13 protein-coding genes and 1 riboswitch are annotated in these 14,215 nt (G+C 69.7%); of the genes, 3 read left to right on the top strand and 10 right to left on the bottom strand.

The window, feature by feature from the left end; all coding sequences use genetic code 11:
- Positions 1–77: 77 nt before the first annotated feature.
- The 3 genes from QGN30_RS12765 to QGN30_RS12755 form a co-directional block, all read right to left on the bottom strand.
- Positions 78–509: a type II toxin-antitoxin system Rv0910 family toxin gene (locus QGN30_RS12765; protein WP_038536603.1), complete on the bottom strand. Its 432-nt coding sequence runs from the start codon at positions 507–509 to the stop codon at positions 78–80.
- 336 nt (positions 510–845) lie between these two features.
- Positions 846–1,649: an SDR family NAD(P)-dependent oxidoreductase gene (locus QGN30_RS12760; RefSeq protein WP_008257860.1), complete on the bottom strand. Its 804-nt coding sequence runs from the start codon at positions 1,647–1,649 to the stop codon at positions 846–848.
- Between the two features lie 3 nt (positions 1,650–1,652).
- Positions 1,653–2,693 carry an SDR family NAD(P)-dependent oxidoreductase gene (locus QGN30_RS12755; RefSeq protein WP_008257863.1) on the bottom strand — a complete coding sequence of 347 codons (1,041 nt, stop codon included), beginning with the start codon at positions 2,691–2,693 and terminating at the stop codon, positions 1,653–1,655.
- Between the two features lie 221 nt (positions 2,694–2,914).
- Between QGN30_RS12755 and QGN30_RS12750 the strand changes: the two genes are divergently transcribed.
- Positions 2,915–3,322: a group I truncated hemoglobin gene (locus QGN30_RS12750; RefSeq protein WP_009955507.1), complete on the top strand. Its 408-nt coding sequence runs from the start codon at positions 2,915–2,917 to the stop codon at positions 3,320–3,322.
- Between the two features lie 42 nt (positions 3,323–3,364).
- Positions 3,365–4,123, top strand: a complete 759-nt coding sequence (locus QGN30_RS12745; protein ID WP_038536605.1) for a class I SAM-dependent methyltransferase — start codon at positions 3,365–3,367, stop codon at positions 4,121–4,123.
- A gap of 44 nt (positions 4,124–4,167) precedes the next feature.
- Here the strand turns inward: QGN30_RS12745 and QGN30_RS12740 are convergent, their stop codons facing one another.
- Positions 4,168–5,094, bottom strand: a complete 927-nt coding sequence (locus QGN30_RS12740) for an RluA family pseudouridine synthase (protein ID WP_008257866.1) — start codon at positions 5,092–5,094, stop codon at positions 4,168–4,170.
- Positions 5,087–5,689, bottom strand: a complete 603-nt coding sequence (gene lspA, locus QGN30_RS12735; protein ID WP_080749728.1) for a signal peptidase II — start codon at positions 5,687–5,689, stop codon at positions 5,087–5,089. Before lspA ends, QGN30_RS12740 begins: the two co-directional genes overlap by 8 nt.
- 70 nt (positions 5,690–5,759) lie before the next feature.
- On the opposite strand from lspA, the gene QGN30_RS12730 reads away from it, so the two are divergent.
- Complete coding sequence (locus QGN30_RS12730; protein WP_038538675.1) at positions 5,760–6,686, top strand: asparaginase; 927 nt, start codon at positions 5,760–5,762, stop codon at positions 6,684–6,686.
- Here QGN30_RS12730 and QGN30_RS12725 read toward each other — a convergent pair.
- From QGN30_RS12725 to QGN30_RS12705, 5 genes are all read right to left on the bottom strand, one after another.
- Positions 6,651–8,051 carry a DNA polymerase IV gene (locus QGN30_RS12725; RefSeq protein ID WP_038536610.1) on the bottom strand — a complete coding sequence of 467 codons (1,401 nt, stop codon included), beginning with the start codon at positions 8,049–8,051 and terminating at the stop codon, positions 6,651–6,653. The two genes, QGN30_RS12730 and QGN30_RS12725, sit on opposite strands and share 36 nt — an antisense overlap.
- Positions 8,052–8,244: 193 nt before the next feature.
- Entirely contained in the window at positions 8,245–11,358 is a 3,114-nt protein-coding gene (gene ileS, locus QGN30_RS12720) for an isoleucine--tRNA ligase (protein WP_038536613.1), read from the bottom strand.
- Between the two features lie 206 nt (positions 11,359–11,564).
- Entirely contained in the window at positions 11,565–11,810 is a 246-nt protein-coding gene (locus QGN30_RS12715) for an Rv1535 family protein (RefSeq protein WP_008257871.1), read from the bottom strand.
- Between the two features lie 286 nt (positions 11,811–12,096).
- Positions 12,097–12,280: riboswitch (M-box (ykoK) riboswitch) on the bottom strand.
- Positions 12,281–12,362: 82 nt separating this feature from the next.
- Positions 12,363–13,487, bottom strand: coding sequence for an NAD(P)H-dependent flavin oxidoreductase (locus QGN30_RS12710; protein WP_008257872.1), 1,125 nt, complete (start codon positions 13,485–13,487; stop codon positions 12,363–12,365).
- A 69-nt stretch (positions 13,488–13,556) separates the two neighbouring features.
- The gene (locus tag QGN30_RS12705; protein ID WP_009957085.1) at positions 13,557–14,132 is read right to left on the bottom strand and encodes a carboxymuconolactone decarboxylase family protein; all 576 of its coding nucleotides are present in this window, start codon (positions 14,130–14,132) and stop codon (positions 13,557–13,559) included.
- Positions 14,133–14,215: the final 83 nt, after the last annotated feature.

The raw sequence follows: 14,215 nt of genomic DNA, 5'->3' as shown, positions 1-14,215 counted from the left end.
TCGCCGCGTGTGTCACGGATGATTTCGGAGGCGACCCGCCGCGCCCGGCTTCGCCGCGCTTGCGATCGCCACAGGGTTTATCCGTACAACTCGACGAAGTTTTTCAACGACTTCTGCACGTCACCTTTGACGGCGCGGGACGCCGCCGCGCCCACCGGACCGAACAGCGGGCGCCCGCCCAGTTCCAGGCGCAGGCCGAGCGTCGAGCCCTCGCCGGTGGGCCGCACGGTGAGTGAAACGGCGTATTTGGTGCCGCCCTTGCCCGAGCCCGCCATCGCGACCTCGTGCGGCGGGTCCCACTTGGTCACCGTCCAGGTCACCCGGTTGCGGAAGCCCTTGGCGCGGGCCACGCCGACGACCTGGCTGCCTTCGCCGAGCTCGTCGGGCAGCTCGCTGCGCCAGCCCTCGTGCATCACCAGCCAGTCGCCCAGGTCCGACAGATCGGAGACCCGGTCCCACATCTGCTGGGGGCTCATCGGTACGTCGGCGGTCATCTCCACGGCGGCCACCGACTGAGCTTAGCCCGGCGTCACATCCGTCACTTGGGTCGCGCCTCACATCCGTCACTCGGGTCGCGCCTCACATCCGTCACTCGGGTCGCGCCGGGGAGGGATATGGTCTTGCGCCCACCTCCGCGCGACAACGGGAGGCGACGCGCGGCCGGCAACAGGAGGCGGCACGGGGCGACAACAGGAGGCGACGCGCGGGCGACAACGGGCTGCGACGCGCGGGCGACAACGGGCTGCGACGCGCGCCATCACATTTGTCGCTCGGAGGTGGGCAATTCGTCATTCACCCGACGGAGGGACGGGTGTGGCGCGTGAGACGAACACGCGCCATACACCTCAGTGTTTGGGCCCGCCGCGAAATCGGTTGCCGATCCGGATGCCCGGCAGCAGCAGGCTGCGCGGCGCGAACCGCCCGCCCGTGCTCACCACCTTGGGCACCACGCCGGGCACCACCGTGCGGCGGCCGGACAGCATGCCGCCGATCGCCGCCTCGGCCACGTCGCGCGGCGAAACCTGAGCGAGCGGAATGCTGAACCGCTCGGCGTTGGCGATCTCCGCCCACTCGGTCGGCACCGGCCCCGGGCACAGGCAGGTCACCGACACCCCGGTGTCGTGCAGCTCCTCGTGCACGGCTTCGGAGAACGTCTGCACGAAGGCCTTGGTGGCCGAATAGACGGCCATGTAGGGAACCGGCTGAAAGCCGGCGATCGAGGCGATGTTCATCACCGCGCCGGCCCCGCGCTCGACCATCCCGGGCAAGGCCGCGTGGGTGAGTTCCATCAGCGCCAGCGCGTTGAGGGTGACCTCCTCGCTCTCGCGTTCCACCGGCAATTCGTGGAAGACGCCGCTGGTGCCGAAGCCGGCGCTGTTGCACAGCCCGGCGATCGGCTCCGCGCGCAGCCGGCTCGCCAGCTTGGCGCGCTCCTGCTCGTCGCTGAGGTCCAGCGGCAGCACCTCGACGGCCACCGAGTACTCCTGGCCGACCTCGTTGGCCAGCTCGTCGAGGCGCTCGCGGCGCCGCGCCACCAGCAGCAGCGGGAAGCCGCGGCGGGCCAGGCCGCGAGCCAGTTCGGCGCCGATGCCCGAGGAGGCCCCGGTGATGACGACGGTGGTCTGGATGTCAGGTTTCGGAAGGCTCATGTCTCACCAATGTATCCCGCGGGTCGCCCGCACAAACGTTTCGCTTCGTCTGTCGAATTCCGTTGTGTCGCTTGTCGATTGATCACCCTTCGCGGCGCTGGAGTCACCGAACATGGTGAACGCCCGGTTGCGCACCCGGTCCATCACCGCCGGGTTGACCGCATCGGCGACGGCGGCGAACTGCCCGAACGGCGAGCTGGCCCGGCGCGGCCGGTGCACGATCGCGTCCGCGATCACCCCGGCCGCCTGCTCGGGCGTCAGCGCCGGGAACTTGTCGTACAGCGTGGTCGGGCTGATCATCGGCGTGCGCACCAAAGCCATGTGCACGGTGGTGAACTTGACGCCGTCGTTGACGGTCTCGGCCTGCAGCGAGTCGCACAGGCTGTCCAGCGCGGCCTTGCTGGCGATGTAGGCCCCGAAGCGGGGCGCCCGCGTCTGCACACCCACCGAGGAGACGTTGACGATGTGCCCATACCCCCGCTCGCGCATCCCGGGGATGAACTTGAGAATCAGCTGGACCGCGCCCAGGTAGTTCAGCTGCATGGTCCGCTGATAGTCGTGGATGCGGTCGTAGGACAGCTCCAGCGATCGGCGAATCGACCGCCCGGCATTGTTGATCAGGACATCGACGCCGCCGAGCTCGTCGAGCACCTGATCGGCCATGGCCGCGATGGCGTCCATGTCGGACAGGTCGCAGGGGTAGACGTGGGCGGCCCCGCCGGCACCGCTGATTTCGTCCGCGACCTTCTCGAGGTTTTCCCGGGTGCGGGCGACCAGCGCCACGGTCCCCCCGGCCTCGGCGATCTTCTTCGCGGCGGCCTCGCCGATGCCCGACGATCCCCCGGTGATCAGGATGGTCTTGTCGCGGACGGCTTCCTCGAGCGTGCGGCCCTGCACCGCGTCGAGCAGATTCCTCAGATAGAACGGCCGATACCGGCCCGCCGAGTTCGGGGTGTTGACGAGGTGAGACACCGTCGCCAGCGGCTTTTCCACCAAGCTCCCCAGCGAGCTCTCCACCAAGTTCGTCAAGTCGCCAAGGTTCATCGGCGTTCGCTCCTGGACAGTGATGTGACGCGGGTCATACCGCCAACCTAGGTCATCAGGCCCCCGCCCCGATGCGGATTGCACTCATGTGGCCCGCCACGCCCTCTCACGGTCCACCCATCACGATCGCCACCGATAGGCAATCCGCTTGTTACACACAGCAATCCGGACGTGATCGCGCACTAACCGACGGGCAACGCCCGGATGTTCCAATCGGCCTTATGAAAATTCTGGCGCGCTTCCGCAAGCCTGAACCGGGCACCATCTACGACCGGATCGGCGGGCACGAGGCGATCGAGGTCGCCGTCGACGACTTCTACGTCCGAGTGCTTGCGGACGACGAACTCGCCGGCTTCTTCGCCGGCACGAACATGAACCGCCTCAAGGGCAAACAGGTCGAGTTCTTCGCCGCGGCGCTGGGCGGCCCGGAGCCTTACACCGGCGCACCGATGAAGCAGGTGCATCAGGGCCGCGGAATCACCATGCACCACTTCGGTTTGGTGGCCGCGCATCTTGCCGATGCGCTGGCAGCCGCCGGGGTGCCGCCCGAGACGGTGACCGAGATCCTCGGTGCGATCGCGCCGTTGGCGCCCGAGATCGCGACGGGCGACGCCAAGGCGACGGTCTGAGCGCGCGTGCTATCCGTCTCGAACGGTGCCTAGCATGCTGACATGCGGCGCACATTTTACGACCTGATCGCGGAGGCGGAGGCCGCCCCGGTCGACGGCTGGGATTTCTCGTGGCTGGACGGCCGGGCGACCGAGGAACGCCCGTCGTGGGGCTACCAGCGCCTGCTGCGGCAACGGTTGGCGAGCGTGTCGGCCGCGCTGGACATTCACACCGGAGGCGGCGAGGTGCTCGCCGGCGCCGCCCCCTTCCCGCCCACCATGGCGGCCATCGAGACGTGGCCTCCCAACGCCGCCCTGGCCACGCAACGCCTGCATCCGCTGGGCGCGGTGGTCGTCGCGACGCGGGACGAGCCGCCACTGCCGTTCGCCGATGACGCGTTCGACCTGGTGACCACGCGCCATCCGATCTCCGTCTGGTGGACCGAGATCTTTCGGGTGCTCCGCCCCGGCGGCAGCTACTTCGCGCAGCACATCGGCCCCGCCACGATGGCCGAGTTGGTCGAGTACTTCATCGGGCCCCAACCGGAGAAAGGGACCGAGTTTCACCCCGACGCCGTGCGCGCGCAGGCCGAGGCGGCCGGGCTGCAGATCGTCGATCTGCGCATGGAGCGGATGCGCGCGGAGTTCTTCGACATCGGCGCCATCGTCTACTTCCTACGCAAGGTGATCTGGTCGGTGCCCGACTTCACCGTCCAGCGCTACCGCGACCGGCTGGCCGAACTGCACGAGCGCATCGAGTCCGAGGGGCCGTTCGTCACCGACTCCGTGCGGCTGCTCGTCGAGGCCCGTAAGCCCAGCTGAGCGATCGCAAGCGCGGCGAAGCCGGGCGCGACCATCAGACTGAGTCAGCCCTCGTCGCGCAGCACGTCCAGCGCGTGCTGCAGGTCGGGCGGATAGGGGCTGACGATCTCCATCCGCCGGCCGTCGGCCGGGTGGGCGAACGACAGCGAGCGGGCGTGCAGCCATTGACGTTCCAGCCCAAGCCTTTTCGCGAGCTTTGGGTCGGCGCCGTAGACCAGGTCTCCGCAGCACGGGTGGTGCAACGCGGAGAAATGCACCCGGATCTGGTGGGTGCGCCCGGTTTCCAGGTGCACGTCGAGCAGGCTGGCGGCGACGAAGGCCTCCACGGTGTCGTAGTGGGTGAGGCTGTGCCGGCCGTCCTTGGTGATCGCGAACTTCCACTCGCCGCCGCGGTGGCGCCCGATCGGCGCGTCGATGGTGCCGCTGGACGGATCCGGGTGTCCCTGCACCAGCGCGTGATAGCGCTTGTCGACGGTGCGTTGCTTGAACGCCCGCTTGAGCAACGTGTAGGCGCGCTCGGAGAGCGCCACCACCATCACCCCGGAGGTGCCGACGTCGAGGCGATGCACGATGCCCTGCCGCTCGGGCACGCCGGAGGTGGTGATCCGGTAACCGGCGGCCGCCAGGCCGCCGAGCACCGTCGGCCCGCTCCAGCCCACCGACGCGTGCGCGGCCACCGCGGCCGGTTTGTCGACCGCGACGATGTCGTCGTCGGAATACAGGATCGTCATGCCCTCGATGTCGACCGGCGTGTTCTGCAACGGCGCCGGCGGCTCGGGCAGGCGCACCTGCAGCCACGCCCCGCCGGTCAGACGATCGGACTTGCCGGCCTGCACCCCGTCCAGCTCGACGCCGCCGTCTTCGGCCAGCGCCGCCGCCGCGCTGCGCGACAGCCCCAGCAGGCGGGCCAGCCCGGCGTCGACGCGCATGCCCGCCAGTCCCTCGGGGACCGGCATCGAGCGGTCACTCACCCGCGCTGTCCCCGGTGTCGTCGTCCTTGCGACGCCGACCGGCCGAGTCGAAGTCGAAGCCGAAGATCGACAGCACCACCAGCAGGATGGCTCCACCGACCACCGAGGGGTCGGCGACGTTGAACACCGGCCACCAACCGACGGAGAGGAAGTCGACGACGTGGCCGCGCAGCGGTCCGGGGGCCCGGAAGAAGCGGTCGACCAGGTTGCCCATGGCGCCGCCGAGGATCAACCCCAGACCGACCGCCCACCAGGGGGATACCAGCCGCCGGCCCATCCAGAAGATGCCGACCACCACGCCGGTCGCGATCAAGGTCAGCATCCACGTGTATCCGGTGGCCATCGAGAACGCGGCACCCGAATTGCGCACCAGGGTCCAGGTGATCGTGTCGCCGATGATCGGCACCGGCTGGCCGGGCGGTAACAGCTTGACGGCGAGCACCTTGGTGACGATGTCGAGGGCCAGGACGATGGCCGCGACCGACAGCAGCAGGCGCAGTCGGCGCGGGGGCCGCTGCGGGTCGGTCGCCGCGGCGTCCTCGGGCTTGTCGGCCGAGGTCACCGGCTCAGTCGATCCGCTTGGTTCTTCAGGCACTCTCCCATCATCCCCTACCGCCCCGCGCGGGCGAGCGACGTCCGCGACGGCGATGCGCAATGATTCGAACATGGCCCGCCTCACCGTGATCGCCACCGGGGGCACGATATCGACCGCCACCGGCGCCGACGGGGTGCATCGGCCGGCCTACGGCGCGGCGGAGCTGACGTCCGGTCTCGACGTCGACGTCGTGGACCTGCTGGCGGTCGACAGCTCGGAGCTGACGCTGGCCGATTGGGACCGGATCCGCGACGCGGTGACGGCCGCGCTCGACGCCGGCGCCGACGGGGTGGTCGTCCTGCATGGCACCGACACCATGGAGGAAAGCGCCCTGTGGCTCGACCTGACCTACGGCGGTGACGCGCCGATCGTGTTGACCGGCGCCATGCGCAGCGCCGACGCGCCCGACGCGGACGGTCCGGCGAACGTGCGCGACGCCCTGGCCGTGGCGGCCAGCCCCGCCGCCCGCGGCCTGGGCGTGGTGATGTGTTTCGCGGGCCGGGTGCTGCAGCCGCTGGGCATGTACAAGGTGGCCACCGAGGACCTGAGCGGCTTCACCGGCCGGCTGCTGGGCACCGTCGCCGGCGAGGTGGCGTTGACCGGGTCGAAGACGAGGCCGTACGTGGGCGAGGTGCGGGCGCGCTCGGCGCCGCGGGTGGACATCGTCGCGGCCTACCTGGGCAGTGACGCGGTCGCGCTCGACGCCTGCGTGGCTGCCGGGGCGCGCGGCGTGGTGCTCGAGGCGCTGGGCTCGGGGAACGCCGGTCCCGCGGTGGTCGACGCGGTGCGCCGGCACTGCGGCGACGGGGTCGTCGTCGCGGTGTCCACCCGGGTCCCCGGCGGGCGGGTCGGCGCGAGCTACGGCCCCGGCCATGACATGGCGGCGGCCGGGGCGATCATGGTGCCCGGGCTGCGCCCGGCCCAGGCGCGCGTTTTGCTGATCGCCGCGCTGGCCGCCGGGTTACCGGTCGCCGACGTCATCGGCCGGTGGGGCTGACGCGGCGTCGGTCTGCAGATCGCCCACATAGTCCGGCCAGTCCAGCGAATCGACCGGGTTGGCGCGGGCGAGCTCTCCGCCGTCGGCGGGAAACGTGCGGGCCGGGCCCGGCCCGGAGGTGCGGGTTTCGAACCGCGCGGTCACCACGCCGTGGCCCGCGCCCTGCACCCAGCCGTGCCCGAGCTCGCGGTGCACGACGTCATCGCCCACCCGCCACCCAGCCTCTTCCGGCCCCTTGGTGAACATCACCTCGGTCGCGGTTTCGACCGACGGCGAATCCGGTTGCGGCTGCGGCAATTCCAAATCGGGGAACAGCGACTCCTGGCGCACGTCGCTCAACCCCGAAAACCCCACGCCGAGAAGGCGAATGGGCCCGATCTCGCGCGGATCGAGCAACAGGCGGCGGGCCACGCCGACCAGCGCGGCGACCTCGGTGGTGGCATAGGGCAGCGTCGCGGACCGGGTCAGCGTGCTCATGTCGGACTTCTTCAGCTTGACCGTGACCGTGCGCGCGCCGCGGCCATCGCGCAGCAGCCGGTGATGGGCGTGCTCGGCGATCGGTTCGATCGCCTCCCGCAGCTGCTCGAGGCTGGTCAGGTCGACGGCGAAGGTCGACTCGGAGCTGATCTGTTTGGCCTCGGCGCGCTCGGCGACGGGGCGGTCGTCGACGCCGCGGGCCAGCCGGTGCAGCGCCGGCCCGATCGTCGCGCCCAGGATGTTGGCCGCCTCGGCGTCGCTCAGCGCGGCCAGCTCGCCGACGGTCTCGATGCCGAGGCGATGCAGCTTCTCCTCGGCGACCGGACCGATCCCCCACAGGCGGCGCACCGGCAACCCGCCGAGCAGCGACCGTTCTTCGTCGCGGCGGACGACGCGGATCCCGTCGGGCTTGGCCAGACCGGAGGCGATCTTGGCGATCTGTTTGCCCGAGCCCGCGCCGACCGAGGCGATCAGCCCGGTCTGGTCGCGGACCCGTCGGCGCAGGTCCTCGCAGAAGGTTTCGACGTCGGCGGCGGACGCGCCGGCCAGCTGCGCGGGTTCGCCGAATCCCTCGTCGAAGGAGAGCTGCTCGACGACGGGGACGACGGCGCGGATGGTGTCGAACACCCGTCGGCTGGCCACCCCGTACACCACGCCGCGCGGCGGCAACACCACCGCGCTCACGCCGACCAGCCGGCGGGCCTGATGCATGGGCATGGCCGACCGGGCGCCGAACACCCGGGCCTCGTAGCTGGCGCCGGCCACCACTCCGCGCCCACCCAAACCGCCGACCAGCACCGGCCGACCGCGCAGGGTCGGCCGGGTGAGCTGCTCGACGGAAGCGAAGAACGCGTCCATGTCCAGGTGCAGCACCCAACGCGACTCCACAGATTGATGCTAGGGGCCTCCGGACGCGCGCCCGGCTCGCTTGGCCGCCGAAAGCCGCGTCCGACCATATGGTGTTGTGCCCGCCTCACAGCGACAGTTGGTCACGCCGACACGCTGCGGTGGCGATTGTCGCTCGGAGGTGGGCACAAAACGTGTCGTCTCGCGGAGAGACGAAAGTGGCGGATGTGACGGCTCAGGCCTTGGCGATGCTCACCCGCACGCCGTCGCCGATGTCCGCGCCGTCGGCCGGGTCGCCGAATTCGAAGCTGGTGGCCAGGATTTCGCCGGCGATGAGGTCGCGGTGCGCCCGCGCCCAGTCGGCGCGCTCGGTGGGCACCGACATCACCACGCTGATGCGATCGGACACGTCCAGCCCGCTCGACTTGCGCAGCTCCTGCAGTTCGCGGATGCGGTCCTTGGCCCAGCCCTCGGCTTCGAGTTCTGGTGTGACGGTGCCGTCCAGCACCACCAGGCCCGCGCCGCCGGGCAGGGCCGCGGTGAATTCCGGGTCGGCGGCCACCAGCCGCGAGCTGTACTCACCGGGCTGCAGCACCGCGGGCCCGGCGGTCAGGGTGCCGTCGTCGTTGACGACGCCCTCCCCCGCCTTGACCGCCTTGATCGCCGCCTGGACGTCCTTGCCCAGCCGCGGGCCGGCCACCCGCGCGTTGACGGTGAGCTCGAAGGAGCCGTAGGTGTCGATCGCGTCGGTCAGCTCGACGGTCTTGACGTTGAGCTCGTCGGCGATCAGGTCGACGAACGGCTCCAGGAGGTGCGGGTTCTCCACGGCCACAGTGAGTTTCGGCAACGGCAACCGCACCCGCAGCTTTTTGGCCTTGCGCAGCGACGAGGCGGCCGAGCACACCTCGCGAACCTGATCCATCGCGGCGACCAGCTCGGGGTCGGCGGGCACGTCACCGGGTGCCGGCCAATCGGTCAGGTGCACCGAGCGCTGAGAAGTCAGGCCGCGCCAGACGACCTCGGTCACCGACGGAAGCAGCGGCGCGGCCAGCCGCGCGGTCACCTCGAGCACGGTGTGCAGGGTGTCGATGGCGTCGACGTCCTCGGCCCAGAACCGCGAACGCGACCGTCGCACATACCAGTTCGTCAACGCCTCGGTGAACAGGCGCAGCTGCTCGCAGGCCCGCGAGATGTCACAGCTGTCCATCTCGCGGGTCAGGTCGTCGCGCAGTTGGGCGAGCTTGGCCAGGATGTAGCGATCCAGCACCTGAGCCGAATCGGTGCGCCAGCTACCGACTTTCGGCGCGTAGAGGGCCAGGAAGCTGTAGGCGTTCCAGAACGGCAGCAGCACCTGGCGCACGCCCTCGCGGATGCCCTGCTCGGTGACGATGAGGTTGCCGCCGCGCAGGATCGGCGAGGCCATCAGGAACCACCGCATGGCGTCGGAGCCGTCGCGGTCGAACACCTCGGACACGTCGGGATAGTTGCGCAGCGACTTGCTCATCTTCTGGCCGTCGGAGCCCAGCACGATGCCATGGGCCACACAGGTTTTGAAGGAGGGCCGGTCGAACAGCGCGGTGGCCAGCACGTGCAGCGTGTAGAACCAGCCGCGGGTCTGGCCGATGTACTCGACGATGAAGTCGCCCGGGTAGTGCGTGTCGAACCAGTCGGAGTTCTCGAACGGGTAGTGCACCTGGGCATAGGGCATCGACCCGGAGTCGAACCACACGTCGAGCACGTCCGGGATGCGCCGCATCACCGAACGCCCGGTCGGATCGTCGGGATTGGGCCGGGTCAGCTCGTCGATGAAGGGACGGTGCAGGTTGGTCGGCCGCACCCCGAAATCGCGCTCCAGCTCGTCGAGGCTGCCGTACACGTCGATGCGCGGGTAGTCCGGATCGTCGGACTTCCACACCGGAATCGGGGTGCCCCAGTAGCGGTTTCGCGAGATCGACCAATCGCGGGCCCCCTGCAACCACTTGCCGAACTGGCCGTCCTTGACGTGTTCGGGGTACCAGGTGATCTGCTGGTTGAGCTCCACCATGCGGTCCCGGAATTCGGTGACCGCGACGAACCACGACGAGACCGCCCGGTAGATCAGCGGATTGCGGCACCGCCAGCAGTGCGGGTAGGGGTGCTCGTAGGTTTCGTGGCGCACCAGCACCGCCCCGTTGGCCGCGGCGGGGCCGGTGCCGTTCTTCAGGTCGCGGATGATGTGCGGGTTGGCGTCAAAGACGTGCTGCCCCTGGTAATCCGGGACGCTGGCGTCGAATCGGCCCTTGGAGTCGACCGGCGTGACCGGCGCGATGCCGGCCGCCTCGCCGACCGCCATGTCGTCCTCGCCGTAGGCCGGCGCCATGTGCACGATGCCGGTGCCGTCCTCGGTGGTGACGAACTCGCCCGGCAGGACCCGAAACGCGTTGGGGGTGTCCACGAAATACGGGAACGGCGGCAGGTATCGGGTGCCGAGCAGGTCCGCGCCCCGGTAGGTGCCCAGCACCTCGGGCTCTTCGCCCAGCTCGCGGGCGTAGGCGGCCAGCCGCGCCTCCGCCAGCACGAAACGACGCTCGCCCACCCGCACCTGCACGTAGGTCACGTCGGGGTTGACGGCGACGGCGAGGTTGGACGGCAGCGTCCAGGGCGTCGTCGTCCACACCAGCAGATGCGCGCCATCAAGCGAACCGCCCACCACCCGGAATCCGACGGTGAGCGCGGGGTCCTGTCGGCTCTGGTAGACGTCGTCGTCCATCCGCAATTCGTGGTTGGACAGCGGGGTTTCGTCGCGCCAGCAATAGGGCAACACCCGGTGGCCCTCATACGCCAGGCCCTTGTCCCACAGCTGTTTGAACGCCCAGATCACCGACTCCATGTACGGCAGGTCCAGCGTCTTGTAGTCGTTGTCGAAATCGACCCAGCGCGCCTGGCGGGTGACGTAGGCCTGCCACTCGTCGGTGTAGCGCAGCACCGAGGCGCGGCAGGCGTCGTTGAAGGCGGCGATGCCCATGTCGTCGATCTGGGACTTGTCGGTGATGCCCAACTGGCGCTCGACCTCGAGTTCGGCCGGCAGCCCGTGGGTGTCCCAGCCGAATCTGCGCTCCACCTTGTAGCCGCGCATGGTGCGGTAGCGCGGGACGATGTCCTTGACGTAGCCGGTGAGCAGGTGCCCGTAGTGCGGCAGGCCGTTGGCGAACGGCGGCCCGTCGTAGAACACGTACTCCGGCGAGCCGTCGCGGCGGGCGATGCTGGCGCGGAAGGTGTCGTCTCGGGCCCAGTAGTCCAGCACCTCGACCTCGAGGGCCGGGAAGTCGGGCGCCCCGCCCGCCGGCTTCGGGTATGTGTGCTCGGTCAAACGTCGTCTCCTGTGCCAGTCTCCAGGCCTGGGGACGACGACGCGCCGGCTGCGCGAGCGCCGCGGTACCACCCCGCTTGCCGCGCTCACGCGCGACCGCTCATCGAAGGCTGTGACGGGCCTACCCGTTCGGTTCTACTGAGCCGGAACGGCTGTTCTTCCGAAAGCTCCCCGGTGATGGCCGGATCGACGCCAATGGAACGATTCTACTGGCCCCGAACCTCGAGCACACCCACCCGCCACAGCGCCGCGTACACGTGGCGCAGCGGAATGCTGAGCAACCGGCAGGCCCCGTGGATCAGCGGGTCGCCGCCCGGGCCGAAGAGCGGGAAGTCGCTGCGGCGCGGCTCTTCCACGGGCTCGGGGACGTGGATTTCGGGGACGTCGCGTACCACCCTCAGGGTGCGGGCGGGCGCGACGGTGACGACGTCGTCGTAGAGAGCTGCGGTCATGATCGACTCCTAGAGGAGAATTCCAACGGGGACCAAAAAGGACTGACGTGTCCCGTCCCGGGTGGGTCCGATCTCAGAACGCTTGGCGGATAAGCACTTAGCGTGTGCGACGCCTCAGCCGAGGAGGTCGCGCCGGAGAACGGATCGGGACGAAACAGGGTTCGGACTTCGATCCGGACTATCGCAAGAACTCATGTGTCCCTCACCTCCTCGCGGTCGCGACGCATGCGGGGTCGCATGCGATCTAGGCGCAGCAAAAGGAGCAGAATCCGACGACCGCCGGAGATCCGCACCCCTCTCGTCAGAGCTTCGGCACCACACGACGTGTCCTGGCCTGGAAAAAATCCAAACCGGAAGCCACCTGGGCTCAACCCTTAAGCCGGGAGGAGCTGTCCTGACCCGGGGCGTCTTTCGACGTTCGGGGTCAGTGGCCTGTATTCGTGTAGACGCCTCACCTAACGAGGTGCTTACCCGACCGATAATGCACGAGCGGTCTGACGCGGTCAAATCCCTGGACAGCGTGTCCGCGATTCGTTACCGACCGGACCGCGATCACTTCTCGACCAGGCCGTCGAGCCGGCCGATCGTGTCGATGAATTCCTCGACCATGTCCAGCACCACCGAGCGCGTCGGCCGGACCCGATCGAGCGAGCCCACCACCTGCCCGACGAAGTAAGTCGCCAGCTCACGCGCCCTGGCACCGTCGTGGGCGGCGGCGGAATTGATGCGCAGCTGCGGCTCGGTGATCAGCGCGGTCTGCAACGGCATGCCCAGCGGGTCGGGGTTCTCCGGCCGGTCCCACTCCTCGGTCCACGCGGTGCGCAGCATGCGCGCCGGCTTGCCGGTCATCGAGCGCGACCGCACCGTGTCCGACGACGTGGCGGCCAGGAACTTCTCCTTGACCACGGGCACCGTCTCGGCTTCCTCGGTGGTCAGCCACACCGACCCGCACCACACGCCCTCGGCGCCCAGCGCCAGCGCCGCCGCGATCTGGCGGCCGCGGGCGATCCCCCCGGCGGCGAGCACCGGCACCGGGGCCACGGCGTCGACGACCTCGGGCACCAGCACCATCGTCGCCACCTCGCCGGTGTGGCCGCCCGCCTCGGTGCCCTGCGCGACGATCAGGTCGACGCCGGCGGCGGCGTGCCGCTGGGCGTGGCGGGTGGTGCCGGCCAGCGCGGCCACCAGCACGCCGGCGTCGTGGGCGCGTTCGACGAGGTCCGCCGGGGGTGGGCCGAGCGCGCTGGCGATCAGCCGGATGTCGTGGTCGAAGGCCACGTCGAGCAGCGGCTGGTAGCTCTTGGGCGAGATGTTCAAACCGCCCACGGACGGGCGGGCGTCCCCGGCGGGCGCCGTCACGCCGTAGCGGGCCAGCAGGTCGTCGACGAACGCGCGATGCTCCTCGGGCAGCAGGGTCCGGGCCTGGTTGGTGTCGATCCCGCCCTGCTCGGCGCCGACGTATTTGGGCGGCAGCAGCAGGTCGACCCCGTAGGGCTTGCCGCCGGTCTGCTGCTCGATCCAGGTCAGCTCGCTGCGCAGTCGCGCCGGGCTGTGCGCGGTGGCGCCCAGGATGCCGAATCCGCCCGCGTTGGTCACCGCGGCCACCACGTCGCGGCAATGGCTGAAGGCGCAGATCGGGAATTCGACACCGAGCATCTCGGCGACCCTGGTTCTCATTGCCCGACGCTAAGAGTTCCCGCTTGAGAAGTCAATCGCTTACGGCCCTGTGCAATTCGCGCCGCCGGCTCAACCCTTGGGCCCGGGCGGCCGGCCGTCCGGAGGCCAGCTCGATACGCCGTCCTCAAGCGGCACCTCAAGGCTCTGCAGGATGGAGGAGACCATGCGCCACGCGCCGATGACCGTGACCAGCTCGACGAGAACCGTTGTGTCGCCGTCGAATTCGCGCTCGCAGGCCGCCCAGCTCGCGGCGCTGACCGCACCGTCGCGCACCACGTCGTCGGTCGCCGCCAGCACCGCCCGCTCGGCGGGCCCAAACCCGGCGTAGTTCCGCCAATCTCGCACGCCGAGCAGGTCGTCACCCGGGACGCCGAGCCGGGACGCGACGCGCCAATGCTGCGTCCACTCGTAGTCGCACGCGGTCAGCCAGCCGATCCGCATGATCGCCAACTCGCGCAACCGCGCGTCGAGGGCGCCGTGCCAGAGCATGGTGGCGAGCAGGTCGTTGATGGCGCGCGCCAGCGGCGGATGGTTGAGCAGCACTTGGAAGATGCTCAGTTCGGCCATGTAGTTGGGGACGGCCGCTTCGTCGGCGGCGGCTTTGGCTTCGTCCAGTGGCAGTTTGGGCAGGCGCGCTGTTGTCATCGGATGAGCACTCCTCTCCGGCGGCGGGACCGTCGCGTTCTACGGTCATGGTAGTCAGCGGGAGGCGTGGCGACGACGACTTC

The organism is Mycobacterium sp. 3-98, from assembly GCF_035918355.1.
Classification (GTDB): domain Bacteria; phylum Actinomycetota; class Actinomycetes; order Mycobacteriales; family Mycobacteriaceae; genus Mycobacterium; species Mycobacterium intracellulare.
Note: the sequence above shows the minus strand (reverse complement) of the source record. Positions and strands in the feature narration are given on the sequence as shown.

What these genes read in the sequence shown, in the direction of transcription:
- QGN30_RS12705 (WP_009957085.1), bottom strand. Translation starts at nt 14,132, where the DNA reads ATGACAACAGCGCGCCTGCCCAAACTGCCACTGGACGAAGCCAAAGCC.
- QGN30_RS12730 (WP_038538675.1), top strand. Translation starts at nt 5,760, where the DNA reads ATGGCCCGCCTCACCGTGATCGCCACCGGGGGCACGATATCGACCGCC.
- QGN30_RS12710 (WP_008257872.1), bottom strand. Translation starts at nt 13,487, where the DNA reads ATGAGAACCAGGGTCGCCGAGATGCTCGGTGTCGAATTCCCGATCTGC.
- QGN30_RS12750 (WP_009955507.1), top strand. Translation starts at nt 2,915, where the DNA reads ATGAAAATTCTGGCGCGCTTCCGCAAGCCTGAACCGGGCACCATCTAC.
- QGN30_RS12755 (WP_008257863.1), bottom strand. Translation starts at nt 2,693, where the DNA reads ATGAACCTTGGCGACTTGACGAACTTGGTGGAGAGCTCGCTGGGGAGC.
- QGN30_RS12745 (WP_038536605.1), top strand. Translation starts at nt 3,365, where the DNA reads ATGCGGCGCACATTTTACGACCTGATCGCGGAGGCGGAGGCCGCCCCG.
- QGN30_RS12715 (WP_008257871.1), bottom strand. Translation starts at nt 11,810, where the DNA reads ATGACCGCAGCTCTCTACGACGACGTCGTCACCGTCGCGCCCGCCCGC.
- QGN30_RS12760 (WP_008257860.1), bottom strand. Translation starts at nt 1,649, where the DNA reads ATGAGCCTTCCGAAACCTGACATCCAGACCACCGTCGTCATCACCGGG.